General features: G+C 71.4%; 27 protein-coding genes and 1 tRNA gene. 13 read left to right on the forward strand and 15 right to left on the reverse strand.

Translation table 11 applies throughout. The annotated features are described in order from the left end of the window. Positions 1-34: 34 nt before the first annotated feature. The 3 genes from DEJ33_RS12310 to DEJ33_RS12320 form a co-directional block, all read right to left on the reverse strand. Positions 35-967 (reverse strand): acetamidase/formamidase family protein, encoded by a 933-nt coding sequence (locus tag DEJ33_RS12310; RefSeq protein WP_111079056.1) that lies wholly within the window; start codon positions 965-967, stop codon positions 35-37. 167 nt (positions 968-1,134) lie between these two features. Beyond that, positions 1,135-1,404, reverse strand: a complete 270-nt coding sequence (locus tag DEJ33_RS12315) for a hypothetical protein (RefSeq protein WP_111195134.1) — start codon at positions 1,402-1,404, stop codon at positions 1,135-1,137. Next, a complete protein-coding gene (locus DEJ33_RS12320; protein ID WP_111195135.1) occupies positions 1,401-2,558 on the reverse strand; it encodes an inorganic phosphate transporter in 1,158 nt (385 codons plus the stop codon). Before DEJ33_RS12320 ends, DEJ33_RS12315 begins: the two co-directional genes overlap by 4 nt. Positions 2,559-2,636: 78 nt before the next feature. Here DEJ33_RS12320 and DEJ33_RS12325 point away from each other — a divergent pair, with 78 nt between their 5' ends. The 4 genes from DEJ33_RS12325 (at position 2,637) to DEJ33_RS12340 (ending at position 6,333) form a co-directional block, all read left to right on the forward strand. Beyond that, the gene (locus tag DEJ33_RS12325) at positions 2,637-3,509 is read left to right on the forward strand and encodes an alpha/beta hydrolase (protein ID WP_111079059.1); all 873 of its coding nucleotides are present in this window, start codon (positions 2,637-2,639) and stop codon (positions 3,507-3,509) included. 61 nt (positions 3,510-3,570) lie between these two features. Beyond that, complete coding sequence (locus DEJ33_RS12330; RefSeq protein WP_111195136.1) at positions 3,571-4,494, forward strand: hypothetical protein; 924 nt, start codon at positions 3,571-3,573, stop codon at positions 4,492-4,494. A gap of 379 nt (positions 4,495-4,873) precedes the next feature. Continuing rightward, positions 4,874-5,923, forward strand: a complete 1,050-nt coding sequence (locus DEJ33_RS12335) for a biotin/lipoate A/B protein ligase family protein (RefSeq protein WP_111195137.1) — start codon at positions 4,874-4,876, stop codon at positions 5,921-5,923. An 83-nt stretch (positions 5,924-6,006) separates the two neighbouring features. Further along, complete coding sequence (locus DEJ33_RS12340; protein WP_111044736.1) at positions 6,007-6,333, forward strand: hypothetical protein; 327 nt, start codon at positions 6,007-6,009, stop codon at positions 6,331-6,333. A 25-nt stretch (positions 6,334-6,358) separates the two neighbouring features. Here DEJ33_RS12340 and DEJ33_RS12345 read toward each other — a convergent pair whose 3' ends face one another. From DEJ33_RS12345 to DEJ33_RS12390, 10 genes are all read right to left on the reverse strand, one after another. After that, positions 6,359-6,643: a GNAT family N-acetyltransferase gene (locus DEJ33_RS12345; RefSeq protein ID WP_111195138.1), complete on the reverse strand. Its 285-nt coding sequence runs from the start codon at positions 6,641-6,643 to the stop codon at positions 6,359-6,361. A gap of 104 nt (positions 6,644-6,747) precedes the next feature. Further along, positions 6,748-9,093, reverse strand: coding sequence for an MDR family MFS transporter (locus tag DEJ33_RS12350; RefSeq protein WP_111195139.1), 2,346 nt, complete (start codon positions 9,091-9,093; stop codon positions 6,748-6,750). 150 nt (positions 9,094-9,243) lie between these two features. Further along, positions 9,244-10,137 carry a hypothetical protein gene (locus DEJ33_RS12355; protein WP_111195140.1) on the reverse strand — a complete coding sequence of 298 codons (894 nt, stop codon included), beginning with the start codon at positions 10,135-10,137 and terminating at the stop codon, positions 9,244-9,246. Between the two features lie 33 nt (positions 10,138-10,170). Continuing rightward, on the reverse strand, positions 10,171-11,790 hold the full coding sequence (pgm, locus tag DEJ33_RS12360; protein ID WP_111195141.1) for a phosphoglucomutase (alpha-D-glucose-1,6-bisphosphate-dependent): 1,620 nt from the start codon (positions 11,788-11,790) through the stop codon (positions 10,171-10,173). 92 nt (positions 11,791-11,882) lie between these two features. Further along, on the reverse strand, positions 11,883-12,131 hold the full coding sequence (locus DEJ33_RS12365) for a hypothetical protein (RefSeq protein ID WP_146242614.1): 249 nt from the start codon (positions 12,129-12,131) through the stop codon (positions 11,883-11,885). A 123-nt stretch (positions 12,132-12,254) separates the two neighbouring features. Then, positions 12,255-12,923, reverse strand: coding sequence for a bifunctional 2-polyprenyl-6-hydroxyphenol methylase/3-demethylubiquinol 3-O-methyltransferase UbiG (locus tag DEJ33_RS12370; protein WP_111195143.1), 669 nt, complete (start codon positions 12,921-12,923; stop codon positions 12,255-12,257). Beyond that, positions 12,920-13,558 carry a DUF2064 domain-containing protein gene (locus tag DEJ33_RS12375; RefSeq protein WP_181432929.1) on the reverse strand — a complete coding sequence of 213 codons (639 nt, stop codon included), beginning with the start codon at positions 13,556-13,558 and terminating at the stop codon, positions 12,920-12,922. Before DEJ33_RS12375 ends, DEJ33_RS12370 begins: the two co-directional genes overlap by 4 nt. Beyond that, positions 13,555-14,340, reverse strand: coding sequence for a glycosyltransferase family 2 protein (locus DEJ33_RS12380; protein WP_309147119.1), 786 nt, complete (start codon positions 14,338-14,340; stop codon positions 13,555-13,557). The genes DEJ33_RS12375 and DEJ33_RS12380 overlap by 4 nt, the downstream gene beginning before the upstream one ends. 345 nt (positions 14,341-14,685) lie before the next feature. Beyond that, positions 14,686-15,756 (reverse strand): NAD(P)-dependent oxidoreductase, encoded by a 1,071-nt coding sequence (locus DEJ33_RS12385; protein WP_111195144.1) that lies wholly within the window; start codon positions 15,754-15,756, stop codon positions 14,686-14,688. Beyond that, complete coding sequence (locus DEJ33_RS12390; RefSeq protein ID WP_111195145.1) at positions 15,753-16,610, reverse strand: MTAP family purine nucleoside phosphorylase; 858 nt, start codon at positions 16,608-16,610, stop codon at positions 15,753-15,755. Before DEJ33_RS12390 ends, DEJ33_RS12385 begins: the two co-directional genes overlap by 4 nt. A gap of 121 nt (positions 16,611-16,731) precedes the next feature. Between DEJ33_RS12390 and glp the strand changes: the two genes are divergently transcribed. The 7 genes from glp (at position 16,732) to DEJ33_RS12425 (ending at position 22,726) form a co-directional block, all read left to right on the forward strand. Beyond that, entirely contained in the window at positions 16,732-18,036 is a 1,305-nt protein-coding gene (gene glp, locus DEJ33_RS12395) for a gephyrin-like molybdotransferase Glp (protein WP_111195146.1), read from the forward strand. Further along, the gene (gene moaC, locus DEJ33_RS12400) at positions 18,033-18,503 is read left to right on the forward strand and encodes a cyclic pyranopterin monophosphate synthase MoaC (RefSeq protein WP_111079071.1); all 471 of its coding nucleotides are present in this window, start codon (positions 18,033-18,035) and stop codon (positions 18,501-18,503) included. The genes glp and moaC overlap by 4 nt, the downstream gene beginning before the upstream one ends. Further along, positions 18,500-19,015, forward strand: a complete 516-nt coding sequence (locus DEJ33_RS12405) for a molybdenum cofactor biosynthesis protein B (RefSeq protein WP_111195147.1) — start codon at positions 18,500-18,502, stop codon at positions 19,013-19,015. The genes moaC and DEJ33_RS12405 overlap by 4 nt, the downstream gene beginning before the upstream one ends. Further along, complete coding sequence (locus DEJ33_RS12410) at positions 19,012-19,449, forward strand: molybdenum cofactor biosynthesis protein MoaE (RefSeq protein ID WP_111079073.1); 438 nt, start codon at positions 19,012-19,014, stop codon at positions 19,447-19,449. The genes DEJ33_RS12405 and DEJ33_RS12410 overlap by 4 nt, the downstream gene beginning before the upstream one ends. 143 nt (positions 19,450-19,592) lie before the next feature. Continuing rightward, positions 19,593-19,991: a PLD nuclease N-terminal domain-containing protein gene (locus DEJ33_RS12415; RefSeq protein ID WP_111079074.1), complete on the forward strand. Its 399-nt coding sequence runs from the start codon at positions 19,593-19,595 to the stop codon at positions 19,989-19,991. After that, complete coding sequence (locus DEJ33_RS12420) at positions 19,988-20,665, forward strand: hypothetical protein (protein WP_146242615.1); 678 nt, start codon at positions 19,988-19,990, stop codon at positions 20,663-20,665. The genes DEJ33_RS12415 and DEJ33_RS12420 overlap by 4 nt, the downstream gene beginning before the upstream one ends. A gap of 207 nt (positions 20,666-20,872) precedes the next feature. Further along, positions 20,873-22,726, forward strand: coding sequence for an ABC-F family ATP-binding cassette domain-containing protein (locus DEJ33_RS12425; RefSeq protein WP_111079076.1), 1,854 nt, complete (start codon positions 20,873-20,875; stop codon positions 22,724-22,726). Between the two features lie 27 nt (positions 22,727-22,753). Here DEJ33_RS12425 and DEJ33_RS12430 read toward each other — a convergent pair whose 3' ends face one another. Continuing rightward, positions 22,754-23,248: a MarR family winged helix-turn-helix transcriptional regulator gene (locus DEJ33_RS12430; RefSeq protein ID WP_111079077.1), complete on the reverse strand. Its 495-nt coding sequence runs from the start codon at positions 23,246-23,248 to the stop codon at positions 22,754-22,756. Between the two features lie 79 nt (positions 23,249-23,327). Here DEJ33_RS12430 and DEJ33_RS12435 point away from each other — a divergent pair. Beyond that, positions 23,328-23,399: transfer RNA gene (locus tag DEJ33_RS12435), tRNA-Gln, on the forward strand. Positions 23,400-23,859: 460 nt separating this feature from the next. On the opposite strand, the gene DEJ33_RS16940 is transcribed toward DEJ33_RS12435, so the two are convergent. After that, entirely contained in the window at positions 23,860-24,162 is a 303-nt protein-coding gene (locus tag DEJ33_RS16940) for a hypothetical protein (protein ID WP_146242616.1), read from the reverse strand. Positions 24,163-24,303: 141 nt separating this feature from the next. Between DEJ33_RS16940 and DEJ33_RS12440 the strand changes: the two genes are divergently transcribed. Beyond that, complete coding sequence (locus DEJ33_RS12440) at positions 24,304-24,669, forward strand: hypothetical protein (protein ID WP_111079078.1); 366 nt, start codon at positions 24,304-24,306, stop codon at positions 24,667-24,669. Positions 24,670-24,740 lie beyond the last annotated feature (71 nt).

Here is a 24,740-nt window from a genome sequence, read left to right on the forward strand (position 1 = left end):
GCCTCCCGTCCGTCATCCGGTCGACCCGGTCGGCCTACCGCGTCAGGACCGCGTCGTGCGGGAGCAGCGCGTGCACGCCCCAGGTGCGGTTCGCGACCTGGGTGACACGCATGCTCACCGTGACGCTCGCCATGCCGAGCGCCTCGGCGCGTGTGATGCCGTACGAGCCGGCGATCCAGTCGACCATCCGGTCGAGGGCCGTCGTGGTCGCGGCGTTGAGGTCCGCGTCGAACCCGAACGTGATGCGTCCCGCGGGGGTGTCGGCGTGGATGCCAGCGACCGGTGCGTCGTCCAGCAACGTCAGCGTCATCGTGGTCGTCATGCCGCACTCGACGGCGGTGCCGGACACCTCGCCGTCACCCTGTGCCGCGTGGCCGTCACCGAGCGAGAGCAGCGCCTCCGGGACCGTCACCGGCAGGTACAGGGTGGCGCCGGCGACGAGCTCGCGACAGTCGATGTTCCCGCCACCGAGGGGTCGCGGCGGGATCGTGGAGTGCTCGCCGGTGGCCTCCGGTGGGAGCCCGACGAGGCCGAGGAACGGGGCCGTCCGCACGCCGAGCCCGAGTTGGTTGTGCGCGGTGCCCGCGGTCGGGTCGACGTCCCACAGGAGCGGGCCGCGGGTCGACGGGTCGGCCAGGCCGAGGGCCCGGTTGAGCGGGGTGTCGACGCCGCCCGAGCCGGTGTACCCCCAGTCGTCCGGCACCAGGTCGTCGAACCGGATCGCGAGCACCTGACCGGGCCGTGCACCGGCGACCGCGATCGGACCGAGCAGGCAGTGGCCGCGGCGGGAGGGGATGAGCGTCGGGACCTCGACCCCCGGCGCCGACAGGCGTTCGGTGTAGCCGGCGGCGCTGAGGGTGTGCACCGTGACGGTGTCGCCCGGAGCGACGGTCAGCACCGGTCTGCGTTCGGCGGTGAGCACGTCGACGGCGGTGTCGGGAGTGGTGTCGATGCGGTGGTGGGTCACCCGGCGATCATCGCAGGCACGGCTCCTGACGGGCGGCGCCGGCGCGGCGTGCGGATTGGGTGGCGCGGGACGGACCTGTGTGTGAGTGACGCCGTCTTGTGTGTGAGACGCCGCCGATCGCGGCGGCGTCACGCGCACATGGCGGCGTCTCGGTCGGGTACCGGCGCTCAGTGGAACTGCGGGATCGTCATCCAGATGCCGGTGAGGACGGCCGCGATGCACACCGCGAAGCACACGCTCGCGCCGAGGTACGCCGCCGGCGGGGTCGTGCCGGAGCGCGGTGTCTCCTCGGAGTACTGCGTGCGCTCGCCGCCGGAGTCGGCGGGCTGGCCGGTCCCGAGCAGCCGCAGTCCGAGCGTGTAGAGCAGCACCACGCCGACGGCGGCGACGAAGCCGACCCCCGCGACGGTGCCGATGGCGGTGAAGTCGATGTTCATCGGTTCCTCCCTCGGTTCCCGGCGGCCACGGGCTCGCGCTCCGTGGTGCCCTCGTGGACGTCGTCCGCACTGATCGGCTTGCGGCGGGCCAGCACGAAGAAGGTCAGCCCGCCGACCAGGGCGAGCAGCGCCACGACGACCAGGCCGATCGTCGAGGTGGAGGCCAACCAGGTGGCGAGACCGCCCACGACCGCGGCGGACGGCAGTGTGATGACCCAGGCGATCACGATCTTGCCGACGACGCCCCAGTGCACGTCCGCCAGCTTCTTGCCGAGGCCCGAGCCGATGACCGACCCGCTCGTCACGTGCGTGGTCGAGAGCGCGAAGCCGAGGTGCGAGGACACCAGGATCGTCGCGGCCGAGCTCGTCTCCGCCGCGAAGCCCTGCGGCGACTGCACGTCGGAGATCTTCTTGCCGACGGTCTGCATGATCCGCCAGCCGCCCATGTACGTGCCGAGGGCGATCGCGAGCCCACAGGCCAGGATGACCCAGAGCTCCGGGCCGGTGCCCGGCCCCTGGTAGCCCGCGGCGATCAGGGTCAGCGTGATGACGCCCATCGTCTTCTGCGCGTCGTTCGTCCCGTGCGCGAGCGACACCAGCGACGCCGAGATCGTCTGCCCGTGCCGGAAGCCCGTCGCGGCACCGTGCGTCGTGGCGTTCTTCGTCAGCCGGTAGGCCAAGAAGGTGGCGACGAGGGCGATCACGCCCGCGATGACGGGGGAGAGCAGCGCCGGCAGCACGACCTTCGAGACCACCGTGGCCCAGTCGACCGACTGCAGCCCGGCACCGATGATCGACGCTCCGATCAGCCCACCGAACAGCGCGTGCGTGGACGACGACGGCAGGCCGAAGTACCACGTCGCCAGGTTCCAGAGCACGGCGCCGACGAGCCCCGCGAAGATCATCGTCGGCGAGATGTGGATGCCGTCCTGGCCCTCGCGGATGATCCCCTGCGAGACGGTCTTCGCGACCTCGGTGGAGAGGAACGCGCCGACCAGGTTGAGCACGGCGGAGATGAGGACGGCGGTGCGGGGCTTGAGGGCACCCGTGGCCACCGAGGTGGCCATGGCGTTTGCAGTGTCGTGGAACCCGTTCGTGAAGTCGAACACGAGGGCCACCACGATCACCAACACGACGGTGACGAGGACGTCCATGCGCGAGACGCTAGGCCCGCGGACGAGCGGCCGCGTGAACGCCGGGTGAACAGGTGCGCGGTCTGTCAGGATGCTGCCGTGCCCACGTTCTCCGCTGCCCGAGGCGACTCCTCGTTCACCGACGCCCACGGTGTCGAGATCGTCTACTCGACGTGGCGCGCGGGCAAGCCGAAGGGCATCGTGCAGATCGCTCACGGCGTCGGTGAGCACGGCCTCCGGTACGAGCCCCTCGCACAGGACCTCGTCCGAGCCGGGTGGACCGTGCACGCGAACGACCACCGCGGGCACGGGCGGACCGGCCTGGCGCAGTGGGACGGCGACCACGGCGAACTCGGGCGGCTCGGGCCCGGCGGCCTCCGCGCCGCGATCGCGGCCGTCGAGCAGATGACCGCGGTGGCGAAGACCGACGACCCCGGTCTGCCCGTCGTGCTGCTCGGTCACTCGTGGGGGTCCCTGATGGCGCAGCGGATCGTGAACACCTCGTCCGAGCAGTACGCCGGCGTGGTCCTGTCGGCCAGCGCCCTCCGCCTGCCCGGACTGATGAACGGCGGGGACCTGAACCGGCGGCACGCAGCCTCCGGTCCGACGAAGCACGAGTGGCTCACCCGCGACCGAGCGGTCATCGAGGCCGTCGGTCTCGACCCGCTGGCCGTCGAGGCGGACGTCCTCGGCCTCTTCGGTCTGCCCGACACCCTGCGGCTGCTCGGCCTGCCCCGTCGGCGGATCCCGCACGACCTGCCGATGCTGCTGCAGGTCGGGTCCGAGGACTCCCTCGGCGGGCCCCGTTCCGTCGAGCTGCTCGCCCGGACCTACCGGCGGCGCGGACGGCTCTCCGACGTCACCGTCCTCGTCTACGAGGGAGCGCGGCACGAGGTCTACAACGAGACGAACCGCGACGAGGTGGTCGCGGACCTCGTCGCCTGGCTCGACCGAGTCGTCGCGGGGCGCTGACCGGCGGCGCGACAGCAGGACGGCACGACAGCAGGACGGCACGACAGCACGACGGCACGAGATGACCACACTGGGGGAGTACATGTACCGAGCGCGCCATGAACGGCCGACGCGGCCGACCGCCACCGTCCGCCGGAGTCCGTGGGGCGCGGCCGCCCTGACGTCCGCCGCTGCGGGCATCACGGCCCTGGGCGTCCGGATGCTGTCCGCCACCGCGTTCTACGGCGACGCGGACCTCGTCCGGATCGGCACGGGCTCCTTCACGGTCGTCCTCGGCATCGGTCTGGTCCTGCTCGGCGTCCGGTCACTCCGCTCGCGCGTCCGGGTCTTCCCCGACCGACTCGAGGCCCGGTCCGGATTCGCACCCACGCATGTCGTCCGGCCGGGGGAGATCGTGCGCATCGAACCGCGGTTGTCGGGTCACGTCGGCGTCAGCGGGGTCACCGACGGGCAGGGCTCCTTCCTCGCGGGGCGGTTCGACCGCCACTACGACGTCCTCGCTGACTGGTTGTCGATGAACGCGACCAGACCGTGGGCGGAGTACCAGGACCTGCTCGGCGAGCTCACGCACCAGACCCGGCCCCGGGTCGTCCGGGGGACGCTCACCGGGCTGCTGCTCTTCGTCGTCATGGTGCCGGCGCTGGAGCTCTTCCCGGCCCTGCTGTCCCTCTCGGCGTACGACGACGCGCACCCACAGGACCGCACGTGTTCGGTCACGTCGGCGGAGGGGAGCACCATCTCCAGCCGCTCCGCCAGGGGGATCGGGTCGTCGCACCCGGCCGTGACGTTCACGACGCGTGACTGCGGCCCGCTCGTGATGCGTGACGGCGTGGACAGCGACTCCCGCGACGTGATCGCCCGTCGGTACGACCGTGCCCCCGGCGAGTACACGTTCACGCTCGGCGGTGGTTCGCTGTGGCTGCAGGAGCACCTGCCCTGGTTCCCTGTCCAGCCCGGCGTCGACGCGGTCCGCCCGGCGCGCTGACGTCCACGCGCGTCCTCGCCGCCGTGGCGGGCGCTGCCTGGCTGCCGCTGTCCTGTCTCGCACGGGACGACCCTGTTCGGGGAACCATCGGCCGGCCGGGACCGGGGGGGGGAACCGCCCACGAACGACGGGGACCCCGGCCTGTCGGGGGGAACAGACCGGGGCCGGACCACTCGACCCATTGGGGGGAACGGGTCGAGCGGCGACGCCCGAGGCTCGAGGGGGGTCGCACCCCAGGCGTGGTGACGACGGTACGCCCGCGCCCCCACAGCGGCAACTCGGTTCGCTTTCAGGTGGTCGCGTCGCGCCCGTCGGCCCCGCCCGCGGACGGGAGGCCCGGTGCGGCGCCGCCACGGGCCTCCCGGAATAGGGTGGCGGCATGCACGGTGAGTACAAGGTCCCCGGAGGCAAGCTCGTCGTCGTCGACCTGGAGGTCGTCGACGGCAGGATCGACCGGTTCCGGCTGGCGGGTGACTTCTTCCTCGAACCGGACGACGCGCTCCCGCTGATCGACCAGGCGGTGGACGGCCTGCGGGCCGACACCGACGCGGCCGGGATCGCCGCCGCCGTGCGACACGCGCTGCCCGAGGACGCCGTCCTGCTCGGCTTCACGCCCGAGTCCGTCGGGGTCGCCGTCCGCCGAGCCCTGTCGCGGGCCTCGTCGTGGCGGGACTACGAGTGGCAGGTCGTCCACGAGGGCCCGATCAGCCCGAACGAGCACCTGGCGCTCGACCAGGTCCTCACCGAGGAGGTCGGCGCCGGACGCCGGGGGCCGACCCTGCGGATCTGGGAGTGGGACCAGCCGGCCGTCGTCATCGGGTCGTTCCAGTCGCTGAAGAACGAGGTCGACCCCGCCGGTGCCGAGAAGTACGGCGTGCAGGTCGTCCGCCGCATCTCCGGTGGCGGTGCGATGTTCATGGACGCCGGCGCGATCATCTCGTACTCGCTCTACGTGCCGACCGAGCTCGTGCAGGGGATGACCTTCGCCGACTCGTACGCCTACCTCGACGAGTGGGTGATCGAGGCGCTGAAGTCACTCGGCATCGAGGCGTACTACCAGCCGCTCAACGACATCACCTCGACCAAGGGCAAGATCGGCGGTGCCGCGCAGAAGCGCCTGGGCACCGGGTCGCTGCTGCACCACGCCACCATGAGCTACGACATGGACGGCGAGAAGATGGTGGAGGTGCTGCGCATCGGCCGCGAGAAGATGAGCGACAAGGGGACGACGAGCGCCGCGAAGCGTGTCGATCCGCTGCGGTCCCAGACCGGTCTGAGCCGCGCCGAGATCATCGACCGACTCGTCGGCACCTTCACGAAGCTCTACGGGGCGACCGAAGGGCACGTCACCGACGCCGAGCGGCAGAAGGCGCAGGAGCTCGTGGCGACGAAGTTCTCGACGCGGGAGTGGCTCGAGCGGGTGCCCTGAGCGCAAGACTCGGCGCGTACGGATCGCGAGGATCAGCCGCGCGGCGGATGTCCTCCGCCGATCGGCAACGTAACGTCGCTGCCGTGAACTGGTTGATCTTCCTGGGGGCGGTGGCCGCTGCGGTCGTCGTGGTGTGGATCGCCGACCGTCTGGGCTGGATCGACCTGTCGAACAAGTCCACACGCGGGGGCGGCTCCGGTGGCGTGGTGTCGATGATGGACGAGGTCTTCGCGCCCACCCGTCACGAGACGCAGGCCGAGTACGAGCGGCAGGCGCGCCTCCCGCGCGAAGCGCCGACGCCGTCACGCGACGACCACGACCTGCTCAGCGGGACCGTGCTCATCCGGGTGCCCTCGAGTCGGGCCGGCAGCGGCACACATCGGGCGGGGACGCACGACCGGTCGTACTGACACCCCGCGCGTCCGACCCGGCGGGTCAGCGCGTGGTGAGGTCCTGGTGGTCCGGGTGCCGTTCGAGCCACGCGGCGACGTAGCTGCATTCGGCGACGACGCGACGGTCGGAGTTCGCGCGGACGTCGTCCAGCGCGTTCTCGACGAGGATCGAGGCGTGGCCGCCGCCGCGGTGCTCCGGGTCGACCTCGGTGTGGACGAAATGGATCGCGTCCCCGTCGATCTCGTAGGCGGCGAGGCCGATGACGTCGCCGTCCTCGACGAGGGAGTACTGGTTCTGGTCGGTGTCGTTGCGGACTTCGAGACTCATCCTCTGGACGCTACGCCGGGCACCTTCCGCGGAACGCAACGTGGGCGGTTGCACACCGCGGAGTACCGCTGCGTGCAACCGCCCACGTTGCGTGTTGCGAGGGGCTACCCGGCCGTGTGGCGACCGTGCGGGTGCTCGTCGGTCTCGCCGGCGGCGTGCGCGCCGTGCTGCACCCGGAGCACACCGGTCGCGGCCGGAGGCTCGTCCACCGGGGTCGACGACGAGTGCGCGCCGTGCGTGGACGCGTGGGGCAGGGGCGCCCGGGTGCCGTCCGCTCCGACAGCGCGGGCCGAGCGCGGCTGCGCGGGCACATCGGGCGACGTGGGCACGATCGACATCGACCCCGTGTCGGGCGAGACGAGCGAGCCGGAGCCTGCCGCTGCCTGCTGGGCGTCGACGGTCAGTCGGTCGTCATCCGCGCTCTTGCGTGCGGCGTCGGCCTGCTCCTGGAGCGCCGACGTCTTGCGGAGCGGCGGCACCTTGAAGAACCAGGTCAGGACGAAGGCGAGCAGGATGACCGCGAGGCCGACCCAGTAGACCGTGACCGCCGAGTCGCTGAACCCGACCAGGAACGGACGACTGAGCCGCTTGTCGGACCCGTTGAGGAACGACGTGTCGTTGGTGGACGACGTGCTCGAGGAGGTGCCGCCCTTGCCGTCGCGCAGCTGGTCGACGAGCTTCGGCGCGACCGTGTCGACGATGTCCCGGCGCTGCGCGGCGTTCGAGTAGTCGACCTGCAGGGTGCCGTCGACGACCTCGGCGCCCGCCTTGGCCGCGGCGGTCTGCAGCGCCTTCTGCTCGGCGTCGCCCTTCGCGTCGGCGATCTGCTGGGCGATGACCGTGTCGGCTGCCGCGGCGGGGATCGTGCCGGCGTCGACCTGCTGCTGCACGGCGGCGGTGACCTGCTTCGTCACGGCCTGGTCGGCGGCCTGCTTCGCCTGCACGGCGCCCTGGTCGAGACCGTCCTGTACGTTCCGCTTGATCGGCGTGACGATCGGGTCCCAGATCTGGTCCATCACGCCCTTGTTCTGCTCGGCGTCGGCCACCGCCGGGTTCAGCGCCGCGTTCAGGGCGCTCTTCAGGTCGGACTCGTTCTGCAGCGCCCCGGTGATGTTCGTCGGCATCAGGCTGAAGAGCACGGACAGGAGCACCGCGGTGCCCATGGTGCCGCCGATCTGGCGGAAGAAGGTCGCGGCGCTGGTGGCCACACCGATGTCCCGCGGCGACACGGAGTTCTGCGCGGCGAGCGTCAGCGTCTGCATGAGCTGGCCGAGCCCGAGGCCGATGAGGAACATGCCGGTCATCAGGAACCACAGCGGCCGGTCGGCGGTCAGGAACGTCAGCACGGTGTAGCCGACCGCGGTGAAGGCCGTGCCGGTGACCGGGAAGATCCGGTACCTGCCCGTGCGGGACACTATCTGACCCGAGGCGATCGACGAGATCATCAGGCCGAGGACCATCGGCAGCATCGCGAACCCGGACTCGGTCGGGGTGACGCCCTTGACGATCTGCAGGTACAGCGGGATGGTCAGCATCGCGCCGAACATGCCGAAGCCGATGAGCACGGACAGCACGGCGGCCATCGAGAACACGTGCGAGCCGAACAGCTTCAGCGGCAGGATCGCGTCGTCGCCCATCGCCCGCTCGACGATGACGAACGCGATCAGACCGAGCGCCCCGACGCCGTAGCAGGCGAGGGCCCCGGGGGAGCCCCAGCCCCACTCGCGGCCCTGCTCGGCGATGAGGAGCAGCGGGACCAGCGTCACGATGACGAGGGACGCGCCCCACCAGTCGATGCGCGGCTTGCGGCGTTCGCCGTACTTCGGCAGGTGCAGGAACGTCAGCACCATGAACAGCGCGATGATGCCGATCGGCACGTTGATCAGGAAGACCCAGCGCCATCCGGAGATGAAGAGCAGTTCGTTCGCGCCGGCGAAGACACCGCCGACCAGCGGACCGATGACGGACGAGATGCCGAACACGGCCAGGAAGTAACCCTGGTACTTCGCGCGCTCACGCGGGGCGAGCATGTCGCCCATGATCGCCAGCGGCAGGGACATCAGACCACCGGCACCGAGGCCCTGCAGCGCGCGGAACCCGGCGAGCATCAGCATCGACGTCGAGAACGACGCGGCGAGCGAGCCGAGGATGAAGATCGCGATCGCGGTGATGAACAGCGGACGTCGGCCGAAGAGGTCGGAGAGCTTGCCGTAGATCGGCGTGGTGATCGTCGAGGCGATCAGGTAGCCGGTCGTGACCCAGGCCTGCTGGTCGAGACCGTGCAGGTCGTCACCGATGGTGCGGATCGCGGTGCCGACGATCGTCTGGTCGAGGGCGCCCAGGAACATGCCGGCCATCAGGCCGTAGATCACGAGCAGGATCTGGCGGTGGTTCATCACGGCGTTCGAGGACGTCGTGGGGGCCGCGGGTGCGGTCGCGGTCTGTGTCATGTGCGGGACTCCCGAGGATTTTGCGCTGCCTGCAAAGTTACAACTCGGGCAACGGCGGCGCGCACCGGGAGCGCGTTCCTGTGGGGATCGGCAGCCCTCCACAGCGTGATGTGGGGCAGACCTCCGGCGTGCTCCGTCGGGACCCCCTCGTCAGGCGACGGCTTGCTCGAGGGCCTCCTGGAACCGCTCGTCGACCTCGATGCGGAGTTCGCCGGTCTCGTGGTCGAACGTCGACACGGGGGACACGTGGTCGTGGCGCGAGAACAGCAGGTGCGGGCTGAGCAGGCCACCCGGCAGCCCGGCGTCCTCGTCCCCGAGGATCTGCACCAGCAGCCCGGCGAGCGTCTGGATCGCCTGCAGGCTGTCGGCGTCGCGGAGCGGGACCGCGAGCAGCAGGTGGCGGTGCGGCACCGCGAACACCGTGCCGAACGGGGCGGCACCGAACAGTGCCGGCAGGTTGACGGCCTTCGACGCGATGAAGAGGGACTCGCCCTCGACGATGTGGACCCCGGGGGCGATCTCGGCGTTCGCGTCGACCGCTTCGGCGTCGGTGTTGAACCGGGCCATGGCCCACAGCTCGTCCGCGCCGAGGGCGAGTTTCGGCAGCGTCTGGGTCGCCAGGGTGCTCACCGTCGTCGGGTAGTCCACGCACAGCCCGAGGACGAGACCCGGTGCGAACGGACGCGCGTACGTCAGGTCGGTGGGGTCGGCGCCGTCCTCGGCGAGCAGGCGCAGACGCACCCGGTCGCGCAGTTCGTCGGCACTGAGCTCTTCCGGCGTGGGCTCTCGGTGGGCCTGCAGCATCCGGTCGAAGTGCGCACGGACGATGTCCGTCCGACGCTCCTCGGTCTCTCCGCGGACCTGCGCGGCGAGGTTGGCGAGCAGGTAGACCTGCCCGTCCGCACCGAGCAGACGCACGTGCATCGGATCGCCGGGAGGCCCGTCCACCGTCGTCTCGACGCCTCGCTCCGCCAGGGTGCGCTGCGCGAGCACGACGAGTGGCAACGGCTCTGCCACCGGCTTCTTCCGTCCGAACAACGCCATGCGGCTCAGCCTTGCACGGAAAGGCCGCCGCTGTCAGGCCCCGAGTGCGGCGTCGACGATCTCCTTGGCTTCGCGCTGGACCTGCTCCAGGTGCTCCTGCCCGACGAAGCTCTCGGCGTAGATCTTGTAGACGTCCTCGGTGCCGGACGGTCGGGCCGCGAACCAGGCCTTGTCCGTGACGACCTTGACGCCGCCGACGGCCGCGTCGTTGCCCGGGGCCTTCGAGAGCTTCGCCGTGATCGGGTCACCGGCCAGGGTCTCGGCGGTGATGGCGTCGCCGTCGAGCTTCGACAGGCGGGCCTTCTGCTCCTTGCTGGCGGCGGCGTCGACGCGCTGGTACACCGGGTCGCCGAAGCGCTCGGTGAGTTCGGCGTACAGCTGCGACGGGGTCTTGCCGGTGACGGCGACGATCTCGGACGCCAGGAGCGCCAGGATGATGCCGTCCTTGTCGGTCGTCCACGCGGTGCCGTCCATGCGGAGGAACGACGCGCCCGCGGACTCTTCGCCACCGAAGGCGACCGAGCCGTCGATCAGCCCGGGGACGAACCACTTGAAGCCGACCGGGACCTCCCACAGGCGACGGCCGAGGGACTCGGCGACGCGGTCGATGATGCTCGACGACACCAGGGTCTTGCCGATCGCCGCGTCGTCACGCCAGTGCGGACGGTGCGCGTAGAGGTACTCGATCGCGACGGCGAGGTAGTGGTTCGGGTTCATCAGTCCGCCGTCGGGCGTGACGATGCCGTGCCGGTCGGAGTCGGCGTCGTTGCCGGTCAGGACGTCGAAGTCGTCCTTCCGGGCCACGACCGACGCCATCGCCGAGGGGCTCGACGGGTCCATCCGGATCTTGCCGTCCCAGTCGAGCGTCATGAACGACCAGGTCGGGTCGACGTCCGGGTTCACGACGGTGAGGTCCAGGCCGTAGTGGTCGCGGATGAGGTTCCAGTAGGGCAGCGAGGCACCACCGAGCGGGTCGGCGCCGATCTTCACCCCGGCGCGCTTGATGGCGTCGATGTCGATGATGTTCTCAAGGTCGGCCACGTAGTTGTGCAGGAAGTCGTAGCCGTCGTGTGTGGCGTGCTCGGCGCGCTGCACCTCCGCGTTGCCACCCGCGATGATCGCGTTGGCACGGTCGGCGATCCACGTCGTGGCGTCGCTGTCCGCGGGGCCACCGTGCGGCGGGTTGTACTTGAAGCCGCCGTCGCGGGGCGGGTTGTGGCTCGGGGTGATGACGATGCCGTCGGCGGTGTCGTCGTGTCCGGCGGTGTTGTGGGCGATGATCGCGTGGCTCAGCGCCGGGGTCGGGACGTACCCGTTGTCGGAGTCGGCCAGGACGTGCACGCCGTTCGCGGCCAGGACCTCGAGCGCGGTCCGCTCGGCGGGGCCGGAGAGCGCGTGGGTGTCGCGGCCGATGAACAGCGGGCCGTCGGTGCCCTGCTCGCTGCGGTACTCCACGATCGCCTGCGTGATGGCGGCGATGTGCGTGTCGTTGAACGCACTGTCCAGCGACGAGCCGCGGTGCCCCGAGGTGCCGAAGACGACCTTCTGCTCGGGGTTCGTCACGTCCGGGACCCGGTCGTAGTACGCGGCGATGAGCGCATCGAGGTCGACGAGGTCGTCTGCGGTGGCTGGGGTTCCGGCACGGTCGTTCATGACCCCATCCTGGCATCGCCGCGATGGACGCGCCCACGGTTGTGGAGAACCGTGCGGGGTCCCGGTGGCCACGAGCGCGGGCGGCGGCCGGGTCAGGCCGTGCGGAACGACCCGGTCGCGGTACGGACCGACCCGGTGACGGTCCGGGTGCTCGACGTCGCCGTGCCCGGGCGACGGAACTGGGTGTCCACGAACCGACCGACGCGTCCGGCTGGAACGCCCGTGTACGTACCGGTCTCGGTGTCGACGCGCGGCGCACGCCCGGTCGAGGTGTAGGTGCCGAGCTCGTCGCGCTGACGGAGTCCGCTGACGAAGGTCCCGCCGAGTGGGAAGGTGCTCATGGTGCTCTCCTCGCTGTCGTGCCGAGGCGCCGCGACCGTCGAGCCGACGGGTCCGCGACACCATCGACTGCTGAAGAACACTGTACGTCCTTCTCTTGCACCATGCAAAACAACGACGTGGTGTCAGGCGATGAGCTCACAGAAGTGTCGACCGCCGTCGGTCCAGCTCTGCCGGACGGTCAGCCCGGCCGTCGCGGCGTGGACCTGCAGCGCGGTGCGTCCGACCTCGGCCCACGGGAAGGCGGAGCTCGCGTGGCCGTCCGTGTCCGTCACGGTGGCGACGTAGGCGCGATCGACGTCGACGTCGCGGTTCGTCTCGACGACGACCCGGCCACCGACCCGGACGATCTCGGCCGCACGGGTGAGCAGGGCGACGGGGTCGCCGCCGATGCCGATGTTGCCGTCGATGACGAGCGCGGTGTCCCAGCGCCCCTCATCGGGCACCGGCTCGAACACCGAACCCTGGACGGCCCGGCCGCCGGACCGGGTGGCGATGGCGACGGCCTCGGCCGAGACGTCGACGCCGAGTGCCGGCACACCCATCCGCAGTGCGGCGACCAGCATCCGACCCGGACCGCAGCCGAGGTCGATGACCGGGCCGTCGGCTCCCTCGAGCAGGGACCGGTCGACACGGTCCGCCGCGGCGCTCCAGCGTCCGACGTCCATCGTGACGACCTCGCCCGGACGGTCGGGGTCGGTCAGGCGGAGTCGTCCGTCGGAGCGCAGGGCCCGTGTGTAGGGCTCGTCACCGCCAGCCCCGAAGGCCTGCAGGGTGCTGGTCGTGTCGGTCATCGGACATCTCCGGAGGTCGTCGTGGACTCGTCGGCCAGGGCCGCCGCGAACCGCGTGGTGGGAGCGAGTGCCGCGACGCGCTCGGCGTCGGGCAGCGTGTCGACGTCGAGCAACTCGGCCAGGAGGCCCGTGTCGAGCCCGGCGGACCGCAGCCGCTCGAGCTGCACGGACCCGGTGTCGTCCTGCGACATCGGCACGCCGCGGATCAGGTCACCGGTGGGTTCGCGCATGAACAGCGACCAGAAGCCACCGTCCTCCGCCGGACCGAACCACGCGTCGCGCTCGGCGCCGTCGAACACCGGGGCGAGGGCGTCGACCGACACCTGCGGTGTGTCCATGCCGACCAGGAGCAGCGGCTCCTGCACGGTGTCGAACAGGAAGCCCAGGCGCTCGTCGAGTCCGCCGCCGGGCTGGTGCAGGACGTCGAAGCCGTCCGCGCCCTCGGGCAGGACGTCACCGTCGTAGAAGAGGACCCGACGGGCTGCCGGCAGGGCCGACACCGTGGCGAGCGTGTCGGCGAGGCTGGCGGCGGCGACCCTGGCCGCACCCTCCGGCGTCAGGGCAGGGGTCAGGCGCGTCTTCACCTTGCCGGGCAGGCACTCCTTGGCGACGACGGCCACGGTGATGCCGGTCACGAGCGGACCTCCGCTGCCGACTGCTCGGCCGCCGACTGGTCGGCCGCGGGCGATGCGGCCGCGGGGGATGCGGAGGCGGCGCGCTGGCGGACCGACACGGGTGCGGCGGACCGGGTGCGGGCCTCCCGACGGTACGCACGGAGCAGGCGCGACATGTCCTTGACGGCGTTGACCGTGCCGCGGAGGGTCCCGGTGACCTTGCTGTCGCCGATGCGCTGCGCGTACCCGATGTCCGACTCGTCCACACGCCAGCCGGCGGCGTGCGCGGCGAGGACCATCTCGAGCGGGTAACCGCTGCGACGGTCCCGGAGGTCGAGGGCGACCAGGTCCTCGCGGCGCATCACGCGCATCGGTCCGAGGTCGGTCAGGCGGTAGCCGGTCGCGCGCCGCATCAGGACGGCGAGGACACGGTTCGCGAAGCGTGCGTGCGGTGCCCAGGCCCCGCGGGTGGTGGGGACGCGGCGGCCGAGGGCCAGGTCGACCCGGCCGTCCGCGACGCGCTGCACGAGGGTGGGGAGTTCGGCAGGGTCCATCGACGCGTCGGCGTCGCAGAAGGCCACGTAGTCGGCGGTCGCGGCGGCGACGCCGGCGGCGCAGGCCGACCCGAAGCCGCGGACCGGCTCGGTGACGACGAGGGCGCCGTGGGCGCGGGCGACGTCGGCCGAGCCGTCGGTCGAACCGTTGTCGACGACCACGGCCCGGTACCCCTCGGGGAGGCGGCCGATGACGGACGGCAGTGCGTCCGCCTCGTCGAGGCAGGGGAGGATCACGTCGACGCTCATGGAGACCATTCGGTGCGGGTCCTCGGAGCGATGGGTCGGAGTCGTCACCGCCTCAGCCGGGCGCGTCGGTTCGGGTCCGACGGCGTCCGCTGCGGGGTGTTGTGTCATGCACCCAACACAACACGACGTCGCTGGTCGGGGTACGCGGTCGCGCGCCCCGATGGCCGATCTCCGCACCGCGCAAGCGGTCGCGGCTCCGAGCCGGACGGGAGGCCCGCCCCGGCTGGGGAACGGGCCTCCCGTCCGGTGCGTGGTCGGGCCGGGTTCGGTGGCTGGGGCGGGACCGGTGGTCGGGCCGGGACCGGTGGTCGGGATCGATCCGTGGCCGGTTCGCGCGCGCTTGCGTCAGCGCACCGCTGCGCGGAGCGGTGCCGTCGCGAAGTCGCGCATGCCCTGCGTGAAGTCGATCTGCGCGTGCCAGCCGAGCTCCTCGGCGATGCGAGCCGAGGACGCGGTCACGTGCCGGACGTCGCCCAGGCGGTACTCGCCCGTGACGACCGGCTGCGGGCCGTCAGGACCGGCGATCGCTGCGGCCATCTCACCGATCGTGTGGACCGTGCCGGAGCCGACGTTGAACGCCCGGAAGGACTCCGACGGGGCGGACTCGGTCGCCGCGATCGCTGCGAGGTTCGCACCGGCGACGTCGTCGACGTGCACGAAGTCACGGCGCTGCGCGCCGTCCTCGTAGACCCGGGGCGCCTCGCCGCGAGCCAGGGCCGAGCGGAACAGCGACGCGACGCCCGCGTAGGGCGTGTTCGCGGGCATGCCCGGGCCGTACACGTTGTGGTAGCGCAGCGCGACCGCTCGTCCGCCGGTGGCACGCGTCCAGGAGGAGGCGAGCTGCTCCTGGGCGACCTTCGTCTGCGCGTAGACGTTCCGCGGGTCGAGCGCTGCCGACTCGTCGATCAGACCCGGCAGCAGGGGGCGCCCGTCCGGACCGATCGGGTCGAACTGCCCGGCGTCCAGGTCCTCGCGGCGGCGGGCCGGCGGTCGGAGGGGTTCGCCCTCGGCCGTCGTGTACGCGCCTTCGCCGTAGACGACCATGGAACTGGCGACCACGAGTCGACCGAGGTCCAGGCGGTCCATCGCGGCGAGCACGTGCGCGGTGCCGGCGTCGTTGCTGGAGACGTAGTCCGGCGCGTCCTGGAAGTCGACGCCGAGCCCGACCTTGGCGGCCTGGTGGCAGACCACGTCGACCTCGTGGAGGGCGGCGTCGAGGGCCACCCGGTCACGGACGTCGCCGTGCACCAGCTCGATGCCGGCGGTGCGGTGGGCGGTGACCACGGCCTCCGGGTCGCCGTGCACGTCGGTGCGGAGGGAGTCCAGGACCCGGACCTCGTACCCGGCGGCCAGGGCCTGCCGGACGATGGTCGAGCCGATGAAGCCGGCGCCGCCGGTGACCAGCAGGCGGGTCACGGGCGGAGCTCCAGCACGCGGGCGGAGGCACTCGCCGGGACGAGTTCGCGCGGCGTGTAGTCGTCGGGGACCGCGGCGACGATCGAGCCGATCGCCCGGACGATCACCTCGTTCGCGCGGGCCAGGCGGTCCATCACGGCCTGGTGCGTGACCGGGGCCTCGGTGGCGGCCTGGTCGTTGCCGGTCGTCGCGTCCGCGGCCGGCGCGAGACCCGCGTCGGCGTCGGTGACGAACGACAGGTTGACCGTGCCGATGCCGAGCTCGGCGGCCAGGGGGACTTCGGGCGACATCGTCATGTTGATGGTGTGGCCGCCGGCCTCACGCATCCAGACGGACTCGGCACGACTCGAGAACCGCGGGCCCTGGATGACGACGCAGGTGCCCGTCGGACGGAACGGCACGTCGAGCGCCGCGATGGCGTCGATCGCGGCACGGCGGAGCACCGGGTCGAACGGGTCTGCGAAGGAGAGGTGCTGCACCTCGTCCTCGAAGTACGTGTCGGCGCGGCCCCAGGTCCGGTCGATCAACTGGTCCGTCACCACGAAGGTGCCGGGGGCGTAGTCGGGGTGCAGGCCACCGACGGCGCTGGAGGACACCACGGCCCGGACGCCGAGCGACCGCAGCGCCCAGAGGTTCGCGCGGTGCTCGATCCGATGCGGGGCGACCGAGTGCGTCCGCCCGTGGCGGGTGAGGAACGCGACCCGACGGCCGGACATCGTGCCGATGCTGATCGGGCTCGAGGTCGCGCCGAAGGGCGTCGGGACGTCGATCTCGTCCGCGGTCCCGGGCTCGAACAGCTCGTACAGGCCGGAACCACCGATCACTCCGATCGTTGCCGTCTTCTCGTTCTCCACAGGTCCTCCGGTCGTCCTCGGCGCTGGTCGGCGCCGTCGTTACGCTACAGATGCGGGCCAGGAACGGCCCGCGAGCGGTGCGTCGTCCGATGCGCCGCGTCAGGACCATTCGGAGGCGCGCGTGCGAACGATCGGTCAGCACCGGGAAGCAGTCCAGGCGCTCGTCGAGCCGGTGCTGCCCGGTGGACACGGAGCGGGGCCCGGATCGGGGTCGGGTTCTGCGTCGGTCGAGACGGTGTCGGTGGTCGACCTGGCGGTCGCGTCCGGCGCGGGGCGCGGGTACCGGGTCCTCGCGACGGCCGTCCCCGCGCCGACACCGCTGCCGGCGTTCGACAACAGCCAGATGGACGGGTTCGCCGTCCGCGCTGCCGATGCCGGCACCACGCTCCGCGTCGTCGCGCCGATCCCGGCCGGCCTCGTGCCCCCGCCGCTTGAGCCGGGCACCGCGGCACCGATCATGACCGGAGCGCGGATCCCCGATGGCGCCGACGCGGTGTTCCCGGTGGAGTCGACTCCGGCCGGCTCCTTCCCCGCAGCCCTCGACACCGAGTCCGTCCCGGTGCCGGACGACCTCGTCGCGGGGACCTTCGTCCGGGTCGCCGGGTCGGACCTCCGCGCCGGAGCAGCCATCGCCAGGGAGGGAGAACCTCTGACTCCCGCCGTGCTCGGCGCGCTCGCCGGGGCAGGGGTCGCCGCGGTCGATGTGTTCCGCCGTCCCCGGGTGCTCGTCGTGTCGACCGGCAGTGAACTGCTCGACGACGATGCCGCGGGCGTCCGTGCGGGCGTCAGGGCGGCCGTCGACCTGAGCGCGGGCGCGGTCATCGGCGACGCGAACGGGGTGGCGCTGTCCGCCGCGCTCTCCGAGGTGGGCGTCGAGACCCGCCGCGTCCGGGTGCCCGACGACCCCGAACGGTTCGTCGACGCGCTCGAAGACGCCGCAGGGGAGTGGGCCGACCTCGTCCTCACCACGGGTGGCATCAGTGCGGGGGCGTACGAGGTCGTCCGGCAGGCTCTCGAGCCCCGCGGACTCGAGATCACGCCGGTCGCGATGCAGCCCGGCGGTCCCCAGGCCCTGGGCAGCGTGACGATCGCCGACCGGTCGGTGCCCGTCATCGCCTTCCCCGGCAACCCCGTCTCGGCGCTGGTGTCGTTCGAGGTGTTCCTCCGCCCGGTCCTCGCCCGCGCCGCCGGCCTGCCCGATGCCCGTCCGAGCGTCGACGTGCCCTGTGCCGACTCCGCCTCCTCACCCGCAGGCAAGCACCAGGTCCGGCGCGGCACGATCGTGGACGGCCGCGTGCAGTTCGTCGGCGGGCCCAGCTCACACCTGCTCTGGCACTACGCGGAGGCCACACACCTCGTCCACGTCCCGGTCGGCACCAGTCAGGTCGACCCGGGAGACGTCCTGACCGTCTGGAGCATCCGATGACCGACCTGTCCCACGTCCGCGCCGACGGCAGCGCGCACATGGTGGACGTCTCCGACAAGGACGTCACCGCGCGGTCCGCCACCGCCACCGCCACACTCGTGACCCGGGCGGACGTCGTCGCCCGCATCCTCGACGGCTCGCTGCCCAAGGGCGAGGTGATCGGCACCGCCCGGATCGCGGCGATCATGGCGGTGAAGAAAACGTCGGACCTCATCCCGCTCTGCCACCCGCTGCCGATCGCCGGAGTCGAGGTCGACATCACCGGCGCCGACGACCGCGTCGTGATCCAGGTGTCCGTCCGCACGACCTCCCGCACCGGAGTCGAGATGGAAGCCCTGACCGGAGCGAGCGTCGCCGCCCTCACCGTGTACGACATGGTCAAGGCCGTCGACCGCGCCGCCGTGATCAGCGACATCCGGGTGCTCGAGAAGCACGGTGGGCGTTCCGGCGACTGGAGCGCATCGTGACCGACGCCGCAGTCGACCAGGGCCGCGCGGCCGTCCTCGTCGTGTCCACCTCGGCCGCCACTGACCCCGCGCTCGACCACACCGGGCCGGTCATCGCCGAGTGGCTCCGCACCCGCGGGTTCACCGTCGGCGACCCGGCGATCGTCCCGGACGGCGGTCCCGTCGCCGACACCCTCACCGCAGCCGTCAGCGGTGGCGCCCGCGTCGTCATCACCACGGGCGGCACCGGTGTCACCCCGACCGACCGCACCCCCGAAGCCGTCGCGCCGCTGCTCGACCTGGAACTCCCCGGCATCGTCGAGGAGATCCGGCGCCGCGGCCTCGCCGGAGCCGGCCCCACCGCACTGCTCAGCCGTGGAGTCGCCGGGGTCGTCGGCGGTCGGGCCTTCGTCGTCACGCTGCCCGGGTCCCGCGGCGGGGTCGCCGACGGGCTGGCCGTGCTCGACGGACTCCTCGACCACCTGCTCGCCCAGCTGCACGGCGACGGGCACGCCCCGCGGAGCGCCTCGTGAGCGCCACCGCAGCCGAGCGGGTCGTCGTGGCGGACGTCGTCGACCGCGACATCACCGTGGACGAGGTGTCCGCGGTCGTGGCCTCCGACCACGACGGGGCGGTCGTCACGTTCGCCGGCGTCGTCCGCGACCACGACGGCGGCAAGGGCGTCACCGCTCTCGACTACGAGCGGCACCCGAGCGCCGGTGACGTCATCGCCTCGGTCGCCCGGACCATCGCAGAGCAGCACCCCGAGGTCCGCATCGCCGTGCTGCACCGCGTGGGCGCCCTCGGCATCGGGGACGTCGCGCTCGCCGCAGCCGTGGCGTCCGGACACCGGGCAGAGGCCTTCGCAGCCTGCGCTGCCTTGATCGACCTCGTGAAGGAGCAGGTGCCGATCTGGAAGCACCAGCGCTTCACGGACGGTTCCGACGAGTGGGTCGCCGCGCTCTGACCAGTCCGCGAAAGCGACAGATCAGCGCCGGGTTCTGCGGCTGATCTGTCGCTTGGCGGAGGAGACCAGCCCTACCGGGGCCGACCCGCCCCACGAAGGCGGGCGTAGCGGCTGGACTCAGCACACCCATAGGATCCGGAGCCATGGGAATCCTGCTGTCCGGCGTGAGCGTCGTCCTGCTCGTGTTCGCGTTGATCGACATCATCACGCGCACCGACAGCGAGGTCCGGGGCCTGCCGAAGGTCGCGTGGATCATCCTCGTGATCCTGCTGCCCGTCGTCGGCAGCATCGTCTGGTTCGCGATCGGGCACGACTGGGCTGCCGGTCCTCGGAACCACGGCCGGTACCTGGAACCCACCCGCCACGAGGACCGCTACGCCACCCTCGGTGCCGCCAAGAGCGCACACGGGGACAAGCGGGTCACGAGCACGGAGCAGGAACTCGCCGAGCTCGAGCGCGAGATCGAGTACTGGGAGGCGCAGGCGCGCCTGAAGCGGGCGAAGGAAGCCGCCGGCGAGGGCGACCCGACCCCGGCGACGTGAGCAGGGCCTCCAGGCCGGACGCCTGGGCCGACGTGCCACCGCTGTCCGTCGACGACCGCCGGTGGGACCTGGTGGACCAGCGGTCCGCCTTCCTGTCGGGCGGCGACGAACCACCGACTTCGAGTGACCCGGACCGCAGCCGGCGTCGTCGTGTCCGGCTGGCGGCGGCGGCCGCAGTCGTCGTCCTCGCTGCTGCGGCCGGGGCGTGGCTGGCCGTGCGGACGACGATGCCCGCTCGACGGCCGTCCGACACGCAGTTCCTCATCGGCTCGGGCGTCTTCGTGCTGGGGCTCGTCGTGTGGGCGATCGGGGTCACGCGGATCGTGCGGATCGGACGGGCGCACTCGCGGCCGGCGATGTGGTCGGACCCGCTGTCCGGGATGTCGATGCGCGAGCGGCGGGAGGTCGACCGTGTCCTCCGTGGTCGTGCACCCGCGGAGCCGCACCGGGTCCGGGTGCTCCGACGTCTGGCGCTCCTGCGACTGCGGCAGAGCGAGTGGACGCTCTGGTTCACCGCGGGGTGGGTGCCGTTGGCGGCGGGGCAGTCCCTCGGCGCGCGTGATGACTTCATGCTCTGGGTCGAAGGCATCCTCGCGATCGTGTTCGGGGCGATGTTCCTCGTCGTGATGATCGAGCGGGAGCACTGGCGGGCGTTCCTCGACCGGACGGCCTGAGCCGCGCCTCCCGGCCGGCCGCCGTACCCGGCGCGAGCCGGACCCGCACAACGACATCGTGCTCGCGCCACGGAATCCCACGGCGCGAGCCGGATCTCGTTGTGCGCAGCCGGCCGGAACCGGCCAGCCGGCCGAAACCGGCCCGCCGCCACCGCCCGACACCCACCCCTGGCGGACGCGACCCCCGCGTCCGCCTACCCTGGTCAGGTGGCTCATCTCCTCGGCGCCGAGAACGTGCATCTCGAGTTCCCCACCCGTGTCGTCTTCGACAGCGTGACCATCGGCCTCGACGAGGGCGACCGGATCGGCGTGGTCGGGCGCAACGGCGACGGCAAGTCGACGTTGCTCGCCCTGCTCGCGCAGCGCCTCGAACCGGACGACGGTCGGGTGACGCACCGTCGCGGGGTGACGATCGGCTACCTGGACCAGCGGGACATCCTGCCGGAGGGCGAGACCGTCGGGCAGGTCGTCGTCGGCGACCTCGCGGAGCACGAGTGGGCCGGCGACGCGAAGATCCGCGACGTCATCGGCGGCCTGGTGTCGGACATCCCGTGGGACGTCACGGTGGACGAGCTGTCGGGCGGGCAGCGGCGTCGCGTGGCGTTGGCGCGCCTCCTGGTCGGGGACTGGGACGTGCTGTTCCTCGACGAACCGACCAACCACCTGGACGTCGAGGGCATCCAGTGGCTGGCCGAGCACATCAACCGCCGCTGGTCCGCGAACCAGGGCGGCATGGTCGTCGTGACCCACGACCGGTGGTTCCTGGACGCCGTGTCCACCGACACGTGGGAGGTGCACGACGGCGTCGTCGAGCCCTTCGAGGGCGGCTACGCGGCGTACATCCTGCAGCGCGTCGAGCGTGACCGGCAGGCCGCGTCGAGCGAGCAGCGCCGGCAGAACCTGGCCCGCAAGGAGCTCGCCTGGCTGCGCCGCGGCGCGCCGGCCCGCACGAGCAAGCCGAAGTTCCGCATCGACGCGGCGAACGCCCTCATCGACGACGTCCCGCCCATCCGTGACACGGTCGCACTGTCCCAGATGGCGACGGCGCGCCTGGGCAAGGACGTGGTCGACCTCATCGACGCGGGCGTGTCCTTCGACGGCACGATGATCATCGAGGACATCGAGTGGCGCATCGCGCCCGGTGAGCGGACCGGCATCCTCGGCCCGAACGGCGCCGGCAAGTCCACGCTGCTCAACCTGGTCTCCGGCAAGCTCCAGCCGACGACCGGCCGGGTGAAGACGGGCAAGACGGTGCAGATCGCGGTCCTCGACCAGCAGCTCGCCGACCTCGCCCAGTTCGCCGAGGACCGCGTCCGCGAGGTCGTGGCGCGCAAGAAGACCAGCTACGTCGCCGACGGCAAGGAGATGACGCCGTCGCAGCTGCTCGAGCGCCTCGGGTTCACGTCGGAGCAGCTCTCCACCCCGGTGAAGGACCTGTCCGGTGGGCAGAAGCGCCGCCTGCAGCTCATGCTCATCCTGCTCGACGAGCCGAACGTGCTGATCCTCGACGAGCCGACGAACGACCTCGACACGGACATGCTGGCCGCGATGGAGGACCTCCTCGACACCTGGCCGGGCACGCTGCTGGTCGTCAGTCACGACCGGTACCTGCTCGAGCGCGTCACCGACCAGCAGTACGCCGTCCTCGGCGGGCACCTCCGCCACCTGCCCGGTGGCGTCGACGAGTACATGAAGCTGCGTGCTGCGGGCACCGGCGGCGGGACGGCGTCGGCTGCTGCCGCGGCATCGGCCGGGAGGCCCGACACGGCCGGATCCTCGGCCGTCGCCGCCGCCTCGGGGCTGCGTCCGGCAGCGGCGACGGCTACGCCGACCCTGTCCGGCGCCGAGCGTCGCGTGGTGGAGAAGGAGATGTCGGCGCTCGACCGCCGCATCGGCAAGCTCGCCCAGGACCGGAAGAAGCGGCTCGACGCGTTCGCCGCGCACGACCAGTCGGACTACGAGGGGCTCGGCAAGCTGCAGGCGGAGCTGACCGCGCTGGACGCCGAGGTGGAGCAGCTCGAGGAGCGGTGGCTCGAGGTCGCGGAGCAGCTCGGGGTGTGAGACTCCCCGCGCCGGTCGAGCCGAGCGCTAGTCACCCAGGCCCAGGATCAGTCGCCGGAGCAGTGCCGCCAGCTGGCCCCGCTCGCCGTCGGACACCCCGGCGAGGATCGCTCGCTCGGCTTGCAGCAGGTCCGCGATCGCCGCGTCCACCGCGCTCCGACCCGTCGGCGTCAAGGACACGAGGACGCCTCGGCCGTCACGGGGGTCCGTCCGGCGAGCGACGAGCCCGCGGGCGGCGAGGCGGTCCACCCGGTTCGTCATCGTGCCACTCGTCACCAGGGTCTGCTGGAGGAGCGTCTTGGGGCTCAACTCGTACGGGTCGCCCGCGCGCCGGAGTGCCGACAGGACGTCGAACTCCCACGGCTCCATCCCGCCGGCCTCGAACGCCTGACGTCGGGCGCGGTCCAGGTGCCGGGCGAGCCGGTCGACCCGCGACAGCACGTCGAGCGGGGCGAAGTCCAGATCCGGACGCTCCCGACCCCACGCCGCGACGATCCGGTCGACCTCGTCCTCTGGCGGCATCCGTCCATCATGGCGTGGATCGGCGGCGCACGACCAGTGTCGGGCACATGGGAAGATGGTCGAGCTCCTCCGGGGGCGTTCCGCCTTGGTGTAATGGCAGCACGACGGCCTTTGGTGCCGTTAGGTCCGGGTTCGAATCCTGGAGGCGGAGCTGTGGCGTGTTCGGTCTTAGCGGGATTCCTGGTCATTCTTTTGTCTGTGAAGGCTGCTGGCGCCGCCAGAGCGTGGCTCAGCAGTGCTCTGGACCTCGTCCTGGCCGTTCGGCGAGCCCGAGCCCATGGCGAGCAGGCGGTTCCGTGAACGACGAAGGCCCCCTGACCTGTTTTCGGGCAGGGGGCATCGGCTCGATTGCCGAGCGAAGTCGTTTACTTCGTGCCGTCGAACAGGCTTGCCGAGAGCGAGTGGTCAGCACGCTCCGGCTCGACACTCGCGCTGCCCTATCGGAGGCATGCGCCATGTACGAGCGGAACGGATTCGAGCGCGTCGACGCGTTCAACGACGAGCCGTACTCGGACCGCTGGTACAGCAAGACGCTCGCTGAGTGCGTCCGGTAGCGGGTGGGCTGCCGAACGCTGCTCCGGCGCTCTTGGTCGTTTCGGTAGGGAATCGGGCTACGGGCGGGTGAGGGCCTTGGATGAACGCCCGGGATCTGATTCTCGATCGTCGTCGCGCTCTGCGCAAAGCGCGCGTCGACCGGCGATCCGCTGATAGAGCTTGTAGACGAAGACGAATTCCAGGAATCCGAAAAGCCCCAGGGCAGCGATGGCGAACAGGACACTTGCCGGGGGGTCACCAGTGGTGGATGCAATGGTCGGCGAACCCACCACAAGGCCACTGCCTAGGAGAGCGTTGAACCAAGCGCCAGGGACACCACCCGGAGCATCAGGCACCCTGTCGATCCAGCGATCAGTCACGATGCGACGGTACTCGGTAGCCCGGCTTGAACGCTGTCCGATAGCCGATCCCTTACCGGAACGATCAAGAGCGCCGGAGCCAGCGTTCGGTAGCCCACCGGCTACTGGGCGGTCAGGAGGGCTGCCCTGTAGGACTGTCGCATGATCGATCTTGCCGAGACCCGTGAAGTCACGCTCGATAGCCCCCAGCCCTGCGAGCGCGCAGTGCAAGTCATCGCCGGTTGGCTAACCGAGAAGAGCGGCAGCCCCGCTAAAGTGACGACGGAGGGTGTTGTCGATCTGGGCTCGCGGTTCACGTACCGGGTGTGGGGCGCCACGCGACGAGGCTTACGCAAGCTGCCGACGCGGCTGACTTGGCGTGTTGCCGGCAGTGCGACGGGTAGCAGCATCTCGATTCAGATGCGCAGCGACGAGGGCAAGTACCTCGTCCGTACCTACCAGCATCACCTGATCTACCAACGCACGTTCGACGTGTTGAGCGACGAGCTGACCGCGCTGTTGACATAGCTGCTCTGCGGCGACCGTTCGAGGATCCGCTATTGGATACAGAACCGGGCCCAAGAGTCCGGCGGCAGGCC

The sequence above is a fragment of the Curtobacterium sp. MCPF17_047 genome (assembly GCF_003234045.1).
In the GTDB taxonomy this organism is placed as follows: domain Bacteria; phylum Actinomycetota; class Actinomycetes; order Actinomycetales; family Microbacteriaceae; genus Curtobacterium.